This is a genomic window from Paenibacillus sp. S-38 (assembly GCF_049942825.1).
Lineage (GTDB): Bacteria > Bacillota > Bacilli > Paenibacillales > NBRC-103111 > Paenibacillus_G.
Window position 1 is genome coordinate 5416583 of sequence record NZ_CP187970.1, and the last position, 17675, is coordinate 5434257.

17 protein-coding genes are annotated in these 17675 nt (G+C 56.2%); all 17 read right to left on the reverse strand.

Annotated elements, in window-relative coordinates:
• Nucleotides 1–24: 24 nt before the first annotated feature.
• Nucleotides 25–546 carry a nickel-responsive transcriptional regulator NikR gene (gene nikR, locus ACP26L_RS23735; protein WP_426446951.1) on the reverse strand — a complete coding sequence of 174 codons (522 nt, stop codon included), beginning with the start codon at nt 544–546 and terminating at the stop codon, nt 25–27.
• Nucleotides 547–665: 119 nt separating this feature from the next.
• Nucleotides 666–827 carry a hypothetical protein gene (locus ACP26L_RS23740; RefSeq protein WP_426446953.1) on the reverse strand — a complete coding sequence of 54 codons (162 nt, stop codon included), beginning with the start codon at nt 825–827 and terminating at the stop codon, nt 666–668.
• Between the two features lie 185 nt (nt 828–1012).
• Nucleotides 1013–1459: a RicAFT regulatory complex protein RicA family protein gene (locus tag ACP26L_RS23745; protein ID WP_426446955.1), complete on the reverse strand. Its 447-nt coding sequence runs from the start codon at nt 1457–1459 to the stop codon at nt 1013–1015.
• 24 nt (nt 1460–1483) lie between these two features.
• Entirely contained in the window at nt 1484–2956 is a 1473-nt protein-coding gene (miaB, locus tag ACP26L_RS23750; protein ID WP_426446956.1) for a tRNA (N6-isopentenyl adenosine(37)-C2)-methylthiotransferase MiaB, read from the reverse strand.
• A gap of 101 nt (nt 2957–3057) precedes the next feature.
• Nucleotides 3058–3627 carry a phosphate propanoyltransferase gene (gene pduL, locus ACP26L_RS23755; protein ID WP_426446958.1) on the reverse strand — a complete coding sequence of 190 codons (570 nt, stop codon included), beginning with the start codon at nt 3625–3627 and terminating at the stop codon, nt 3058–3060.
• Between the two features lie 111 nt (nt 3628–3738).
• A complete protein-coding gene (locus ACP26L_RS23760; protein ID WP_426446960.1) occupies nt 3739–4605 on the reverse strand; it encodes a 2-oxoacid:ferredoxin oxidoreductase subunit beta in 867 nt (288 codons plus the stop codon).
• Entirely contained in the window at nt 4593–6350 is a 1758-nt protein-coding gene (locus ACP26L_RS23765; RefSeq protein WP_426446962.1) for a 2-oxoacid:acceptor oxidoreductase subunit alpha, read from the reverse strand. Before ACP26L_RS23765 ends, ACP26L_RS23760 begins: the two co-directional genes overlap by 13 nt.
• A 218-nt stretch (nt 6351–6568) precedes the next feature.
• Nucleotides 6569–7519, reverse strand: a complete 951-nt coding sequence (locus ACP26L_RS23770) for a dipeptidase (RefSeq protein ID WP_426446964.1) — start codon at nt 7517–7519, stop codon at nt 6569–6571.
• A 206-nt stretch (nt 7520–7725) separates the two neighbouring features.
• Nucleotides 7726–7986 (reverse strand): stage V sporulation protein S, encoded by a 261-nt coding sequence (locus ACP26L_RS23775; RefSeq protein ID WP_006286829.1) that lies wholly within the window; start codon nt 7984–7986, stop codon nt 7726–7728.
• Nucleotides 7987–8131: 145 nt separating this feature from the next.
• Entirely contained in the window at nt 8132–8926 is a 795-nt protein-coding gene (locus tag ACP26L_RS23780; RefSeq protein ID WP_426446966.1) for a TIGR00282 family metallophosphoesterase, read from the reverse strand.
• A 963-nt stretch (nt 8927–9889) separates the two neighbouring features.
• Complete coding sequence (gene rny, locus ACP26L_RS23785) at nt 9890–11431, reverse strand: ribonuclease Y (RefSeq protein ID WP_426446967.1); 1542 nt, start codon at nt 11429–11431, stop codon at nt 9890–9892.
• 274 nt (nt 11432–11705) lie between these two features.
• Nucleotides 11706–12455: a RecX family transcriptional regulator gene (locus ACP26L_RS23790; RefSeq protein WP_426446969.1), complete on the reverse strand. Its 750-nt coding sequence runs from the start codon at nt 12453–12455 to the stop codon at nt 11706–11708.
• A 118-nt stretch (nt 12456–12573) separates the two neighbouring features.
• The gene (recA, locus tag ACP26L_RS23795; protein WP_014371395.1) at nt 12574–13623 is read right to left on the reverse strand and encodes a recombinase RecA; all 1050 of its coding nucleotides are present in this window, start codon (nt 13621–13623) and stop codon (nt 12574–12576) included.
• Nucleotides 13624–13805: 182 nt separating this feature from the next.
• Nucleotides 13806–15053, reverse strand: coding sequence for a competence/damage-inducible protein A (locus ACP26L_RS23800; RefSeq protein WP_426446971.1), 1248 nt, complete (start codon nt 15051–15053; stop codon nt 13806–13808).
• 46 nt (nt 15054–15099) lie between these two features.
• Entirely contained in the window at nt 15100–15678 is a 579-nt protein-coding gene (gene pgsA / locus ACP26L_RS23805; protein WP_426446973.1) for a CDP-diacylglycerol--glycerol-3-phosphate 3-phosphatidyltransferase, read from the reverse strand.
• Nucleotides 15678–17006, reverse strand: coding sequence for a 30S ribosomal protein S12 methylthiotransferase RimO (gene rimO / locus ACP26L_RS23810; RefSeq protein ID WP_426446975.1), 1329 nt, complete (start codon nt 17004–17006; stop codon nt 15678–15680). Before rimO ends, pgsA begins: the two co-directional genes overlap by 1 nt.
• A gap of 164 nt (nt 17007–17170) precedes the next feature.
• Nucleotides 17171–17662: a YajQ family cyclic di-GMP-binding protein gene (locus ACP26L_RS23815; RefSeq protein ID WP_426446977.1), complete on the reverse strand. Its 492-nt coding sequence runs from the start codon at nt 17660–17662 to the stop codon at nt 17171–17173.
• Nucleotides 17663–17675: the final 13 nt, after the last annotated feature.

Below are 17675 nucleotides of genomic sequence, written 5' to 3' on the forward strand. Positions count from 1 at the left end.
CCGTCCGCTCGGCACGGTCACGTCTTACCGGGTGTCTTCAGCTGACTCCCCCTGAGTACCCAACTCAGGCTTGCCAGAGGGTGCTCCGTGAGCATGATGATGTGCTTCATGAGGATGCTTCCCGCCATCCGTATACGTAACGGACAGCTCCGCGTACAGCACGCCCTTCTGCACCTGAATACGCTGGTGAAGCTCCCGCAGCCGGGACAGTACGCCGCGGACGACGATGACCTCCATGCACTGATCATGGTTTAGATGCACATGCATCGTCGATATGATGTCGTGATGGTAATCGTGCTGCAGCTCCATCAGGTACAGCGGCAGGTCGGTCATATGATGGTCGTAGACCATCACGATCGTTCCCGCCACGGTTTGTCCGCCCTGGAGAGCCCCCGGCTCCAGCAGCACGCGCCGCACCAGGTCCCGGATGGCCTCGGACCGGTTCGTGTATCCCTGCTCCGTAATATACTGGTCGAACTGTTTGACGAGCTCGTCCGGCATCGAGACGCCAAAACGGGTCAGCACGTCCTTCTCCATTCCCGCCATCCCCTTCTCCCCCTTCCCGCTTCCCTGTTTGCTTTAGTCCATTGTAGCATACCTGAACAGGATTAGGCACGGAAGTACGGAAGGTACGGAAGGACTAACCTGCGTTGCAGCCCGGCGTTTTAAAAGAACGTCTCGCGGGAGTGCTCCCGCAAATTCGCCACCTCTGCCATCAACTGCGCCTTTTCTTCCTCCGACAAGGCGGCATGTGCGTTGATTTCATCTACGAGGGCAATCAGTTCATCCCGGTTCTCCGGGTTCACGGTAAATTTGACAAGGTCCACGCTGGCTTCCTCCCTTGGGTCCTGTAGTGAACAGGCGGTTCTCCTTACGAAGGATTGCCGGTTTTTCCCTGTTTTATGCCCCAGCTCTTCTCCTCGCACCCGTATCTTCCTGTCGCCCCGGCAGCAAAAAGGACCGGCGGCCGCCTCTAGGATAGAGACAGCACACCGGCCCATGGGTCTTGCCCTTACTCGCTGCAGCTCGAGGAGGCTTCCGCCTTTCCCTCTTCCACATTGATCTTCTCGGAGATGGAATCCCGGATGACCGACATGACAAGCTGAAGCAGATAGTTAATATCTTCCTGCGACTGCTTGAACTCGCTCACGATCGGAATGGAATCGAGCTGATCCTGGAGCTCGTCGACTTCCTTCTCGATCTTCTCAACCATCTTCTTGTTCTCGAACGACTGGAACGCCACGATCTCCTTCTGCTTCTTCTTGATCGCGCTGATCAGCGTCTGAATCGAATCGTTGTTCGAAATCTGCTGTTCCGCCTTCTGGAAGAACTGCACCTCGTTCGACGTCGAGATCATCTCGGCCAGCTCACGCGCTTTCTTCAGAATGTCCTCACGTACGATGAGTTCGGTATTCGTATACTGCTCCATGCCGCAGTTCGTGTATTTGATCTCTGCCATTGCCGCGCACGCCCCTACTTTTTCTTATTGTACTACGGCCTGCTGCACCCAATCCCCTTTGATGTAAAAGGTCGGTGCGTCCGTAATGTGCACCTGCACCAGACGGCCGACCAGCTCCTCCGGCCCCTCGAAGTGCACGAGCTTATTCGTCCGGGTCCGGCCTGCCAGCACCCGGTCATTGTTCTTGCTGACGCCTTCCACGAACACTTCCACCGTCTGACCGAGAAGCTTCTCGTTGCTGCGCTTCATGTTCTCGCTCAGCACGTCGTTCAGCCTGCGCAGACGCCGGCTCTTCACATCCTGAGGCACCGTATCTTCCATGCCTGCTGCCGGGGTGCCTTCCCGCGGAGAGTAGATGAAGGTGAAGGCAAAGTCAAAGCCGACCTCCTGTACCAGTGACACGGTTTCCTCAAACTGCTCCTCGGTCTCCCCCGGGAAGCCGACGATGAAATCGCTCGTCAGCACGACATCCGGAATTGCCGCCTTGATCTTGGCCACAAGCTCCAGATACTGCTCCCGCGTATACTTGCGGCTCATCCGCTTCAGGATCTCGTTGCTTCCCGACTGTACCGGCAGGTGGATATGCTCCATGAGGTTGCCCTTTTGCGCCAGCACCTCGATCAGATGGTCGTCGAAGTCCCGCGGATGGCTCGTGGTGAAGCGGACTCTCGGAATGTCGATCTTGCGGATATCGTCCATCAGGTCGCCGAACCGGTAGTCGAGGCCCTCGAAGTCCTTGCCGTATGCGTTCACGTTCTGCCCGAGCAGCATCACTTCCTTATACCCCTGGCGAGCCAGCTCCCGGACCTCGGCAATGACATCCTCCGGCCGGCGGGAACGTTCCTTGCCGCGCGTATAAGGGACAATACAGTACGTACAGAACTTGTCGCAGCCGTACATGATGTTGACCCAGGCTTTGAGCCCTTCACGCTTCTTCGGCAGGTTCTCGATGATGTCGCCCTCTTTGGACCACACCTCGATCACCATTTCCTTGCTGAACATCGCTTCCTTGACCAGGAAAGGGAGACGGTGAATGTTGTGGGTTCCGAAGATGAGATCCACGAAGGGATGCTTCTTCAGAATGCGGCTCACCGTCGCCTCTTCCTGGGACATACAGCCGCATACGCCCAGCAGCAGGGAAGGCTTCTCGGTCTTGAGGTGCTTGAGGTGGCCGAGCTCGCCGAACACCTTGTCTTCCGCATTCTCACGGACCGCACAGGTGTTGAGCAGAATGATGTCCGCCTGTTTGCGATCCTCGGTGGCGCGGTAGCCGAGCCCCTCCAGCAGTCCTTTGATCGTCTCCGTATCATGCTCGTTCATCTGGCAGCCGTACGTCTGTACCAAATAGTACTTGTCCCGCCCGAGTCCGCGCAATTCCTCAGGGATCTCGAAGTCGTAATGCACCGTGATGTCTTCCTTGCCCCGCTTTTTTGCGTCACTCAGAGAGGGAGGTTGAAAATATATCGAATAATCTTTTGCCTTCGATTGAATCGTCATAGATTCCGTTTCCTCCTGAAGCCAGCCGTGCGGCCCATGCCGTGATTAACCCTTCCATTATAGCATTGACCATGGAGGCATTTCAAAAGAAAACAGGGAGATTAAGACAGAATTTCGGCCTCGTCCCCGTTCTTGACGCCGGCGGCGTTCGCTTCGTCCGTGTCGATATGCATATCCAGCGCGTACTGGTCGGATACCCTTGCCACGACTTCCTCGAAAATCACCGCACGCTCTCCGCTTACACGGACCGTCAGCTTCTGCTTATCTTGGATGCCCCAGCGTGCCGCATCCTCGGTGTGGAAGTGAATATGGCGTGCCGCTACGATGACGCCCTCTTCGATCTCCACTTCCCCGGCCGGGCCGACAAGTTTGATCCCCGGTGTGCCGGCGATGTTGCCGGACTCTCTCACCGGAGGGTTCACTCCTAGCGAGAAAGCATCCGTGCGGGACACTTCAAGCTGGGTTTTGCCGCGGGCCGGTCCCAGAATACGGACCTTGTCGAACTTGCCCTTCGGTCCGATGACCGCTACGGTTTCTTCCGCCGCGAATTGACCCGGCTGGGACAGTTCCTTGAGCACTTTGAGTTCATGACCGGCGCCGAACAGTGCTGCAATATGATCAACGGACAGGTGAATATGTCTGGCGGATACGCCTACAGGTACTTTTTTCATTGTATGGTTCTCTCCTTATTATGCCAACTGGCTTCTTTCTATTCCATTATACCCATAACCAAAACAAAAAGCATACGGCCGGGGCCGTATGCTTCGAAGACTGTCAACAAATTATTTGAATTCCGCCACCAATTTTTCAAATTCCTGCTCGGTGAGCGTGATGTTCTGATTGGCCAGACCTTCAGGCTTGAAGCCGGTAACGAGGTCTTCGTAGCTCTTCTTGGACTTGTCCTGATAGATCAGGCCGGTTACCAGGGAGTTCGTCTCCATGATCTTCGTCATAGCCGAAACCCGGTTGGACGGATCGTAGTCCGGCGTTTCTTCCAGATCGACGATATGCTCCTTGAACCACTCGTACGTATTCACTTTGTTGAACGTGACGCATGGAGAGAACACGTTGATGAAGGAGAAGCCTTTGTGTTTCATGCCTTCCTCAATGAGGTGCGTCAACTGCTTCAGGTTGCTCGAGAACGACTGGGCGATGAACGTAGCGCCTGCAGCCAGGGCTACTTCCAGCGGGGACAGAGCGGACTCGATCGAACCGGACGGCGTGGACTTCGTCTTGAAGCCTTCTGCGCTTCGCGGCGACGTTTGGCCTTTCGTCAGACCGTAGATCTGGTTATCCATGACGATGTACGTCATGTCAATGTTGCGGCGGATCGCATGGACCGTGTGGCCCATACCGATCGCGAAGCCGTCACCGTCGCCGCCTGCAGCGACAACCGTCAACTCGCGGTTCGCCATCTTGAGGCCTTGAGCGATCGGCAGGGAACGGCCGTGGACACCGTGGAAGCCATAGGCGTTGATGTAGCCCGAGATCCGGCCCGAGCAGCCGATTCCCGAAACAACGCCGAGTTGTTCCGGCTCCAAACCTACGTTGGCTGCCGCTCTTTGGATCGCAGCTTGAACGGAGAAGTCGCCGCAGCCTGGGCACCAGTTCGGTTTGATATTGTTACGGAAATCTTTTAACGTTGCCATACAAGGTTCAGCTCCTGACAATATTTAGTGATTTCAGCAGGCAAGAAAGGATTACCGTTGTATTTCAGCATGCTGTTCAGTTTATCGGCATAGCCAGCGTTCAACTTAATAAGGGAAGCGAGCTGAGCAGTAGCGTTGTTCTCAACGACAACCACTTGCTTTGCTTTCTCCAGGTATGGAGCAAGCTCTTCTGCCGGGAACGGGTGCAGCAGGCGAACCGTGATGTGGTTCGACTTGATGCCGCTGGCGTCAAGACGGCGTCTTGCTTCGTCGATCGTACCGCCAGTGGAGCCCATACCGATGATGAGCAGATCCGGATTCTCGTGAGGTGCGTCCACCTTGATGGCGTCCGTTACCTTCTTGGAGACGGTCTTGAGCTTGCTCATCCGCTTATCCATCATCTTCTTGCGGTTCTCCGGGCTCTCGGACGGACGGCCTTCCTGGTCATGCTCTACGCCTGTCACATGGTGCAGACCATGCTTCTGGCCAGGGATGACACGCGGAGAAACGCCGCTTTCCGTGAACTCGTAACGCTTGAAGAGCTTGTTATCTTCGTTCGGCTGCAGTTCGCCCTGCTGAAGTGCGCCGCGCTCGATCGTGACTTTCTTGAAGTCGAGCGGTTCGGCCGTCTGCTTGCCGAGGGACAGCTGAAGGTCCGTCAGAAGGATGACCGGCACTTGGTAGATCTCCGCCAGGTTGAACGCTTCGACTGTATCGTAGAAGCACTCTTCGATCGTGGACGGGGAGAGAACGATCTTCGGAATCTCACCGTGCGTACCGTAGATCATCGCGAGTACGTCGGACTGCTCCTGCTTCGTAGGAAGACCCGTACTTGGACCACCGCGCTGTGTATCGACGATAACGACAGGCGTCTCGGTCATGCCGGCGAGGCCGATCGCTTCCATCATGAGGGAAAGACCAGGACCAGCGGATGCCGTCAGGGCGCGTACGCCGCCGTAGTTGGCGCCGATCGCCATCGTACATGCTGCGATCTCGTCTTCGGTCTGGATAACCGTACCACCGAACTTAGGCAGCGTCTTGATCAGGTATTCCATGACTTCGGATGCCGGTGTGATCGGGTAAGCCGGCATGAAGCGGCAGCCTGCTGCAACGGCACCGAGGCCGATCGCATCGTTACCGATCATGAACAGCTTTTGTCTGCCGTCGGCAGGTTCGAGCTGGAATTCAGGCAGCGGGCCGCCGTTAAGCTCCAGTACGAATTCTGCGGCTTTGCGGACCGCTTCGATGTTTTTCTCTACGACCGCTGCACCTTTACGGCCGAATTCTTCTTCTACTGCTTTATTAAACACTTCGAGCGGCAGGCCGAGCAGGGCCCAGGATGCGCCGGAAGCAGCCATATTCTTAAACAGGGACGTACCGAGTTCTTCTGCAATTGCCGTAATCGGCACAGGGAACAATCTTGCTTTCACGCCTTCAGGAACAACCGGATTTACTTTTGCATCGGCGATGATGACGCCGTTCTCACGCAGCTCATGTGCGTTTACATCGATGGTTTCTTGGTCAAACGCGACGAGGATGTCGAGATCGTCGGAAATGGCACGAATCGGTTTCGTACTGATTCTGATTTTGTTGTTTGTGTGTCCGCCCTTGATCCGCGAGGAAAAATGACGGTAGCCGTACAGGTAGTACCCCAGTCTGGTCAATGCCGTGGAAAAGATTTTATCCGTACTTTCCACGCCTTCCCCCTGTTGTCCTCCGACCTTCCAAGATAATTGGCTAATCACCGTTGTCCACTCCTTTTGATTGTCGCTGACTAAAGCAGCTGAGCCCAAAGCTCCCCAAAAGAGCACATGTCTCTTTCAGTTGTCTCACAAATTTTATGATGTCAAGAGGTAAAAAGCAAGAGATTTTGGCATTTTTGAAAGATAGTTAATTTAGATCATATTCATACCGCAGCGAGAATAGTTTGGTGCTCTTGTATCTTGGATCGGAATACGATTGTTCAGAACTCCGGCAGATGACGGTGCAGGAACGTGAACCAGTTGCGGCTGAGAAACCCGGCCACCTGTGTCTCCGTGTAGTGCTTGCGAAGCTCCTCCTCCAGGCGGTAAAACTGCCCTGCATGCTCAAGGCCCGGAATCCATTCGCCGATGCCGTCAAAATCCGATCCGAGAACCACCCGCTCCGCGCCTCCGAGAGAGCAGATATGTTCGATGTGCCTTACCACTCCTGCTATGCTGGCCGGCCTCCCGCTTTCTACGAAATAGGGCACGAAGGTGATCCCTATTCTTCCATCTCTTCGGATCAGTTCACCGATCTGGCGGTCATCCAGATTTCTCGGGTGTCCGCACAGTGCCTTGGCATTGGAATGGGTGGCGACGAACGGACGCGGCGAGCTTGCGGCCAGGTCCCAGAACGAGGCGACGGACAGATGGGATGCATCCAATAGAATGCCCAAATCCCCGCATTCTTTAATAAAGCTTTTTCCCTTCCTCGAGAACCCGCCCCTGCGCGGCTCCAGAATCCCGTCGGCGGCCCAGTTGCCGTAGTTCCAGGTCGGACCGATCATCCGCACCCCCAGGTGGTACAGGATGCGGGTATACAAAGGAGAGGCGTTCAGTGCATCCGCCCCTTCGAGCGTCAGCAGCCCCCCGATCTCAGTCCCCCCCATGACCTCATCCAGGTCGCGGCGGGTGCGCACCAGCCGAAGCTTGCCCTGACGCTCCACACGCTGGTGGAAGATGTCGATATACTCCAAGTAATGGTCAAAACGCGCATCGCTTATACGTTCAGGCAGGTAGATCGCAAAAAACTGCAGCTTCACATTCGAGCTGTGCAGCCTTGAATAGGAGACGTCCAGCCTTGCCTCGTTCGGATCGTGAAAATCGATTGCAGGGTTATTGTAGAGCTTGAGCAGGGCATCGCAGTGGCCGTCGACAACAGGGGTTTTCATGGGGTTCTCAGTCTCCCTTCCTTGTAAGCCGCAGAATAGCCAAACAGAACAAAAAACCTGTCTACGGAGTAAACAGGCGTTTCGGTTTCTTGTTTTATGAAAGGCTTTCTTTGGAATGCGGATAAGGACAATCCGTACGATGAAATTCGGTTGGCTTTCTCGGTGCTGTGTACACCGTCCGGTCCGAAGAGGGGCTGGCCTGCGCTCTAGCGCGGCTCCACGATCAATTTAATGGCGGTGCGGTCTTCCCCATCGATTACAATATCGGTAAACGCCGGTATGCAAATCAGATCAACCCCGCTGGGAGCAACGAATCCTCGCGCAATAGCTACCGCTTTAATTGCTTGATTGAGCGCCCCAGCCCCGATGGCCTGGAGCTCCGCAGCCCCGCGTTCACGCAACACCCCCGCCAATGCACCGGCTACGGAATTTGGATTGGATTTTGCTGAAACTTTTAATACTTCCATGAAAGTACCTCCTCGGGAATGATGATTGCTTCCGGTATTAATCATATTCTAGGAATTTAAAGTTAATTCCTTCTGTCCGAAGAGAGTACGGTCGAAAAGTTTTGAATTTTGTGTCAATTCAGACGTTGGGTCCGATTCCCTTCCGTTATTCAAACATTACCGCATCTTCATCCTTGCGAATCAGCTGAATTTTACGGCCGAGCCCCGTAGCCGGATCGAGATCGATGACCACCGCGTGAAAATGCCACTTGCCTTCATCCACCACAAACCGCGTCGGCAGCTGAGTCATGAACTTCTTCATCACTGCCGTCCGCTCCATGCCGAGAATGCCGTCGCGCGGACCCACCATGCCTACATCGGTCACATAGGCCGTCCCCTGCGGGAAAATGCGCTCGTCGTGCGTCTGCACGTGCGTATGGGTCCCGACCACCGCCGATGCCTTCCCGTCGAGATGCCAGCCCATGGCGAGCTTTTCCGAGGTCACCTCCGCATGGAAATCGACGAATACATACTTCGTGCGCTTCTTTGCCTGCGCTACCAGCTCGCTCGCTTTCTCGAACGGGCAGTCCAGCGGCGGGAGGAACGTCCGGCCCTGCAGGTTGATGACGGCCAGCTCGGCTTCTTTGGTCTTGATATACATGATCCCGCGGCCCGGTGTTCCCGCCGGGAAGTTCGCCGGGCGGATCAGGCGCTCTTCCTTGTCGATGAAGTCGAAGATCTCTTTCTGGTCCCACGTGTGGTTGCCCATCGTGATCCCCTGCACGCCCATCTCGTACAGCTCCTTCGTGATCGCCTGCGTAATGCCGCGGCCTGCGGCTGCGTTCTCCCCGTTGGCGATAATCCACGTCGGGTTGTATTTGGATTTGAGGCCCGGCAGGCAGGCCTTCAGTGCCTTGCGGCCGACGGAGCCTACAATGTCTCCGATGAATAATAGTCTCATGTGGGGTTATTCTCCTTTGACTTTGTTTCTACATCCCCCTCTTTCCCCCTTCTCCAGAGAAGGGGGAGGACCGGGCGCTCCGCCCCTGGACCCCAAAAGGGCGCGAAGGAGGGAAGGGGCCGGCGTTGATGGGAGGATGGCGTTTGGATCGCTATCGTCTTGCCTGCGTAGGGATGCCCAGGGCATAGCTTCGCTAATGCACTGGGCACCCGGCCGGCAGACACGCTTACATGAAGTGTTCTCTCGCGGCTCCCTGCCCTATACTCGAGCATGGTGATATGCAGGCGTTCGGGAGGGGCTGCGAATGTGGAGCCGCCTTGACCTTACAGGTCAAAGCTCTTGGTTAGAGCGGCGTTTTAGAGGGCAGTACGTGCGGTGAGATGCTCAAGGCAGCCATCCGCTGGATCGCCGGGCTTTCAGCCCCGGCTGCCAGGGATGCAGGGCTCTTAAGGGCGGACTCGGCCGTTCAGGCCTACTGCGTGCGCTGAGGAGCTTAAGGCGGCTATCCGCTGGATCGCCGGGCTGTCGCACCGTCTGCCAGGGACGCAGGGCTTAAGGGCGGGCTCGGCCGTTCAGGCCTACTGCGTGCGCTGAGGAGCTTAAGGCGGCTATCCGCTGGATCGCCGGGCCTTCAGCACCGGCTGCCAGGGATGCAGGGCTCTTAAGGGCGGACTCGGCCGTTCAGGCCAACTGCGTGCGCTGATGAGCTTAAGGCGGCCATTCGCTGGATCGCCGGGCTGTCGCACCGTCTGCCAGGGACGCAGGGCTTAAGGGCGGGCTCGGCCGTTCAGGCCTACTTCGTGCGGTGAGGTGCTCAATGCAGCCATCCGCTGGATCGCCGGGCTTTCAGTCCCGGCTGCCAGGGATGGAGGGCGTAAAAACAAGCTCAATTCCCACACCGCCATTGCCCGAGAACAAAAGAGAAGTGGCCGCGCGGCCACTTCTCTCAGGTGAAGTATGCGGTTATTTGGCGTATTCCACGGCGCGCGTTTCACGGATAACCGTGACTTTGATATGGCCGGGATAATCCAATTCGCCTTCGATCTTCTTCGTGATGTCTCTTGCGAGACGGAACGCTTCGGTATCGTCTACCTTCTCGGGCTGTACCATAACGCGAACTTCGCGGCCGGCTTGGATGGCGTACGATTTCTCGACGCCTTCGAACGACTCCGAGATCTCCTCAAGCTTCTCCAGACGACGGATGTACGTCTCGAGGGTCTCGCGGCGAGCGCCCGGTCTAGCGGCCGAAAGGGCATCAGCAGCGCCAACGAGCATCGCGATGACGGAAGTGGCTTCGGTATCGCCGTGATGCGAGGCGATACTGTTGATGACGACCGGATGTTCTTTGTACTTCTTCGCAATCTCGACGCCGATCTCCACGTGGGAGCCTTCGACTTCATGGTCGAGCGCCTTCCCGATGTCATGCAGAAGACCGGCACGCTTCGCCAATGTCACGTCTTCTCCGAGTTCTCCTGCCATCAGACCGGCGAGGTAAGCGACTTCCATAGAGTGCTTCAGTACGTTCTGGCCGTAGCTCGTACGGAACTTGAGACGTCCCAGGATCTTGATCAGATCCGGGTGCAGTCCGTGTACGCCGGTCTCGAATGTAGCTTGTTCGCCGTATTCGCGAATCCGCTCGTCCACTTCCTTGCGGGACTTCTCGACCATCTCTTCGATGCGGGCCGGGTGAATCCGGCCGTCCGCGACCAGCTTCTCGAGCGAGGTGCGGGCGATTTCACGGCGAATCGGGTCGAAGCCCGACAGGATGACCGCTTCCGGCGTATCATCGATGATGAGATCGATTCCTGTCAATGTTTCGAGGGCCCGGATGTTGCGGCCTTCACGGCCGATGATCCGGCCCTTCATTTCTTCGTTAGGAAGCGCTACAACGGAAACCGTCGTCTCTGCCACATGATCTGCGGCACAGCGCTGGATCGCCAGCGTGATGATTTCGCGTGCTTTCTTGTCGCCTTCTTCTTTGGCCTGCTGCTCGATTTCCTTAATGAGTTGGGCGGTTTCGTGGCGAACCTCTTGTTCCACGTTTGTCAGGATGATGTTCTTCGCATCCTCCATGGTCAGAGCTGAAATCCGCTCCAGTTCGGAAACCTGATCTTTATAAATCTGATCAATTTGAGCCTGGGTTTCCTCGATTCGCTTCTCTTTGTTGGCGACCTGCTCTTCTTTTTTCTCGAGAGATTCTAATTTTTTATCCAGCGACTCCTCTTTTTGCAACAATCGTCTCTCTTGTCGTTGTGTTTCATTCCGACGTTCACGAATGTCTTTTTCAGCTTCGGTTCTCAGCTTGTGAATCTCGTCTTTCGCTTCGAGAACCGTCTCTTTTTTCAGTGCGTCCGCCTCTTTACGAGCATTTTCCACAATCTGTGCGGCAGCTGATTCAGCACTTGAGATTTTCGCCTCTGCAAGGGACTTGCGGATAAAATAACCGACCCCGAAGCCAAGAGCACCAACTAAGAGAGAAATCAAGATCGTGAGGACTGGGTCCATCCAGTTCACCTCCCTCGTTGTTTCTCCAAGGGGTAAGCTTGGGATAATGTGGTTTTTTAATCCATTCTGCTAGCATGGGATGCCAGGGGCTTTCCATGAACCGGAAGTTCGGGCGCCTCCACGGCTGCTGAAAGCATGCTGCCCACAAGCGGCACATTTCAGAAATAAAGTAAAAATTGGCGATTTTACTTTCGAATCCTCCCTGGGCTGTTAGGGCGGATTCTGGTGTATAATGAATATACATGATTATTTTAGCTTTTGGCAAAGAAGCTTGTCAAGGTGTACTCCAGGGATCCCCGGATTCTTCCAGCTCCTCCCACTCGTTATCCCCTGTGTGCCGGGGAAGATCGCTCAGCACCCGGCTGACAACCGAGCCCGGGTAACCGCGCCGCTGCAAGAATCCTGCGATTTTGCGGCGTGCCTTCACCGGGTCCCTCCGCATTTCGTTCGCATACCGTTTCTCCGCAAGCTGCCGGGCCATCTCATACTCGGTCTCCTCGTCCACCTGGGCGATCGCTTCCTGAATTTCTTCTTTGGCTATGCCCTTCTGCTGAAGCTCCTGCTTGATGAAGTGCCGTCCCTTCTTCTGGGACACGATACGTTGTCTCGTCAGCATCTGCGCGAATTCCGCATCGTTCAGATAGCCCTCACGGCGCAGCCGCTCCACGGTTCCGGAGATGAGCTCCGGCCCATAGCCCTTCAGCTTAAGCCGGCTGCGGATCTCGTGCATCGAACGGAGACGGCTAGACAGCAGGCGGACCGCATCGAGGTAAGCCCGGCTCCTCTCCTCTTCCGACAGAATCCTGACCAAGGTCTCCGTATCGACCTCTGTCCCTTTGAACAGGTGATGACGGATCAGCACGTCTTCATGCACCGAGAGAGCGAACGTTTCATTTATGTAAATGTTGTAGCGGCTCTTCGTGCGCTTCTGCTGTTCCACTTTGGTAATGATCCCGCCTTCGGGCGGGGCCTGCGCTTCGTTCTCTGCCCTTCCATCCGTATTCGTGCCGTTGTTCTCTTCCACGGGATCCCCTCCATCGAAAAAGGCAAAAGCACCTACCCCTTCGGAGTAAAGGTGCTTTTGCCCGGCTTGTAGTGAGCAGCCGGCGCCGTCCAAGATCATGCCTCGGACACGGCAGGTCTTACTGCTCGAACAGTGCCAATTCTTCGTCTTCTTCCTCGTCATCCGTATTCGGGCCGACCACGGCGGTCAGGTTGCTGTTCTCACGGATCTTCTTCTCGATGACCTCAGCCACCTGAGGGTTCTCCTTGAGGAACTGCTTGACGTTCTCACGGCCTTGGCCGAGACGGTCGTTGTTGAAGGAGTACCATGCGCCGCTCTTCTGGATCACATCCATCTCGGTCGCGATATCCACGATGCTGCCTTCACGGGAAATGCCTTCACCGTACATGATGTCGATCTCCGCCTGCTTGAACGGAGGCGCGACTTTGTTCTTGACGACCTTAATCCGCGTGCGGTTACCGACCATGTCGTTCCCCTGCTTGATCGTCTCAATCCGGCGCACGTCCAGACGTACGGAGGAATAGAACTTCAGGGCGCGTCCGCCCGGTGTCGTCTCCGGGTTACCGAACATCACGCCGACCTTCTCACGAAGCTGGTTGATGAAGATCGCAATCGTCTTCGACTTGTTGATCGCACCGGACAGCTTCCGGAGCGCCTGGGACATCAGACGGGCCTGCAGACCGACGTGGGAATCCCCCATCTCGCCTTCAATCTCCGCCTTCGGCACGAGTGCCGCAACGGAGTCGATAACGATAATGTCTACCGCGCCGCTGCGCACCAGAGCCTCGGCGATCTCAAGCGCCTGTTCGCCGGTATCCGGCTGGGAGAGCAGCAGCTCGTCGATGTTGATGCCGAGCTTGCTTGCATACAGAGGATCCAGAGCATGCTCCGCATCGATGAATGCGGCCGTGCCGCCGTTCTTCTGTACTTCCGCGATGGCATGCAGGGCCACCGTCGTCTTACCGGAGGATTCCGGTCCGTAGACTTCGATAATTCTACCGCGCGGAAAGCCGCCGATCCCAAGGGCAATATCCAGGGCCAGGGAACCGCTCGAGATGGTCTCCACCTGCATGTGGGTGGATTCCCCGAGTTTCATGATGGACCCTTTACCGAACTGCTTCTCAATTTGACGGAGGGCGTTCTCCAGTGCTGCGCGACGATCTGCCAAACAAATCACGTCCTTTTTTCATATTAAGTACCACCCGCAGGTGATTTATAAACGAAAGTGCGTTAAGCATTCCCGAACATACATTCGGTCGTGGTGCAAAAGAAAAACCGTAACACGACATTCAGAAATGTTACGGTTCTTCCGTTACAATCTATTATACTTGATTTTCCCTGTGTTAGCAACTAGATTTTGATCTTTTTCCAGAGATGGTAGAGCGCGGTTTTGGAGGCTCGCAGCTTGATCGTCTCCCGGTTGCCGGACAGCTGCAGCATCACCACTTCAGTGTCTGCGCCCCTCTCAGCGATCCCGACATAGACGAGGCCAACGGGCTTCCCCTCGGACTCTGTCGGCCCTGCTACGCCGGTCAGGGAGAGCGCATAATCGGCATCCGCCAGCTTCCTTACGTTCTCGGCGAGCAGCCTCGCCGTCTCTTCGCTGACGGCTCCCGGAGCACCCGGTCCCTCCAGCTGCTCGATGGGCACGCCGAGCACCTTGTTCTTCACCTGGTTCGTGTAGCAGATCACCCCGCCGGCGAACGAGTGGGAGCCGCCGGGTACCGCCGTCAGCAGATCGCTGAGCTGGCCTCCCGTGCAGCTTTCGGCTACCGACAGCGTCTTGTTGGCTGCCGTCAGCAGGCGGAGCACCTCAAGCTCAAGCGTGATATCCTCGGAAGCGTAGACATGGTCCCCGAGCCGGGTACGGATCTCCCGCTCAAGCGGCCACAGCTTCTCCGTTGCTTCCTCCTTCGAAGCGGCCCGCGTCGTCAGGCGAAGCGCCACCTCCCCCTCCTTGGCATAAGGGGCGATCGTAGGGTCGGTCTGGGCCTCGATGAGATCGATCAGGGCGTGCTCGAGGAATGATTCCCCGATACCGGCGAACTTCATCATCGTCGAGAAGAGCGGCTGCACGCTGCCCAGTTTGGCCGTGAGCCACGGAACCACCTGGTTGTCGAACATCGGCTTCATCTCTTTGGGCGGTCCCGGCAGCAGAATATAGTGCGTCCCATCCTGCGTTACGGCGTTGCCTACGGCAAGGCCGGTCTCATTAGCCAGCGGGTCGGTGCCCTCAAGCATATAAGCCTGCCGGATATTGCTCTCCACCATCGTAATCCCGCGGCTGCGGAACATGCCTTCCATATAGTCGTAAGAAGGCTGATGAATCACCAGCTTCCGGCCGAGCACCTCAGCCAGCACGTCCTTCGTCAGATCGTCCTGTGTGGGGCCGAGGCCGCCCGTGCAGATAATCAGATCGGCGCGGGACTTCGCGATGGCCAGGGTCTCTTTGATCCGGTCCGTATTGTCCCCCACGACGGTCTGATAATAGACACCCACCCCTATATCGGCGAGCCCTCTGGATATGTACTGTGCGTTCGTATTGACGATTTGGCCCATCAGCAGCTCGGTACCGACGGCGATAATCTCTGCTTTCATAGTCAGATGGCCTCCGGTTTCGGCGGGATACTTGCCTCCTCCAGCCTTAATCGCTGAAGTTGATTACATGTTTGTTCTTGACGAAATAGTCAATACCCGAATAGATCGTAATGATAGCGGCGATCCAGCTCGCAATCTGGTCGAACGGGAAATGGATCAGCGCAAACGGAAAATTGTTGATGAGCAGTGCGATAATGGCCGTAATCTGGGCCGCTGTCTTCCATTTGCCCCATTTGCTGGCCGCCAGCACCACCCCTTCGAGCAGGGCGATCTGCCGAAGGCCCGTGATCGCAAATTCACGGGAGATGATGACGATGACAATCCAGGCATCAACCTTGTCCATCTCGACGAGCGAGATGAGGACTGCCGAGACCAGCAGCTTATCGGCCAGCGGATCCAGCAGTTTGCCCAGATTCGTGACCAGCTTCCGTTTCCTGGCGATGTACCCGTCCAGCGAGTCGGTGCTCGCCGCCACGATGAAGATCAGGGCGGCGATGATCTGGTTGTAGGTGATGCTGAACTGCTCGATGCGCACATGCGGGAACTTGACGTTGATGAGCAGGAACAGCATGATGATTGGCACCAGAAAGATTCTGGCCAGGGTAATCCGGTTGGCCAGGTTCATTACGCTACGACCTCCCCGGAGAAGTCAAATTCAAAGGAATGGGTGATCTTCACTTTCGCGATGGAGCCGATAGTCAGTTCACTGCCCCCGACGAACACTTCACCGTCAATCTCCGGCGCATCAAACTGCGAACGGCCGACATACACGTCGTTACGCCCGTCGTATTTCTCGATGAGCACGTCGATGACCTGGCCGATCCGTCCGCTCCCCCGGCTGTTTGAGATCTCCCGCTGAATTTCCATGAGAACGTTCGAGCGGTATTCCTTGACCTCATCAGGCACCTGGTCAGGCAGGCGCGAAGCCGGCGTATCCTCTTCCTTCGAATAGGTGAAGACGCCGAGACGGTCGAACTGTACGTCCTGAATGAAGGATTTGAGATTCTCGAAATCCTCTTCGGTCTCGCCGGGGAAGCCGACGATGAGCGAGGTGCGCAGCGACACGCCCGGGATCCGCTCGCGGATCTTCTTGATGAGCTCGCGGGCATCGCGCTGGCGGCCGGGACGGCGCATCCGCTTCAGAATGCTGTCCGAGCTGTGCTGCAGCGGCATGTCGATATACTTGCAGATCTTCGGATTGTCTGCGATGACGTCAATGAGCTCGTCCGTGAAGAAGCCCGGATAAGCATAGTGCAGACGCACCCACTCGATGCCCGGCACCTCACTGACGCGGTTCATCAGCTCGGGAAGCTTGAACCCGTCATAGAGGTCGGTCCCGTAATTGGTGGAATCCTGCGCGATCAGCGAGATTTCCTTCACTCCCTGCGCCGCCAGCTGCTGCACCTCTTCCAGAATGGATTCCATACTGCGGCTGCGGAACTTCCCGCGCATGATCGGGATGGAGCAGAACGTACAGGCATTGTCGCAGCCTTCCGCGATCTTGACGTATGCCGTATAGCGCGGTGTGGTCAGCCTGCGGGGGAGCTTCTGCTCATAATTAAACACCGGGTTGCCTACATAAACCGGCTTGCGCCCGACAAGCGCCTCATCGATGATCTGGTTGATGTTGTGAAAATCTCCGGTGCCAACGATCCCGTCGATCTCCGGCATCTCCTTCAGCAGCTCTTCCTTGTAGCGCTGGGTAAGGCAGCCTGAGACGATCAGCGCCTTCAGGTTCGCGGTCTGCTTAAGCTCCGCCATATCCAGAATCGTATTGACCGATTCCTCCTTGGCCGCATCAATGAACCCGCATGTGTTGACGATAATGATCGTCGCTTCTTCCTTCTCCGAAACCAGTGTGTACCCGCGCTCGTGCACCAGGCCCGACATGATCTCGGAGTCGACCAGGTTCTTCTCGCAGCCGAGTGTAACCACTTTCACTTTCTCCGTCATAACTTTCCTCCAAGCTGTCGCGTTTGCGCTCTATTTCAGGGTCCTGATCATTCACTAGTAAACAATGTAGTACCCAGTATAATATAGGCTCCCAAAAGGTGTCAAAACCGGAAGGAGGAGCCGCCTCGGATGCCCTCTCGGCCGGCCCTCCCCTCCCGATGGCCTTAGCGGAAGTTAATAAACTGCAGGTCCAGCGGCAGGTCCGCCTTGCGCAGCAGCGCCATCACCGCCTGAAGATCATCCTTGCTCTTGCCCGTCACCCGGATCTGGTCGCCTTGAATCTGGCTTTTGACCTTAAGCTTGGAATCGCGGATCATGATGTTGATCTTCTTCGCATTATCCTGATCGACACCCTGCTTCACCTTAATCCGCTGGCGGACGGTGCCGGAAGAAGCGCCTTCAACCTTGCCGTACTCCAGGTTCTTCAGCGAGATGCCTCTCTTCGCCATCTTCGACTGGAGAATATCCAGCACGTTCTGAAGCTTGAAGTCGTCGTCGGACACCACGACAAGCTCCTCCTTGTCGAGAGCGATGCTGCTCTTGCTGCCTTTGAAGTCAAAGCGGGTCGCAATTTCCTTCTCCGCCTGGTTGATCGCGTTGTTCATCTCCTGCATATCCAGCTTCGATACGATATCAAATGAATTCTCACTGCTCATGCTCATGCATCCT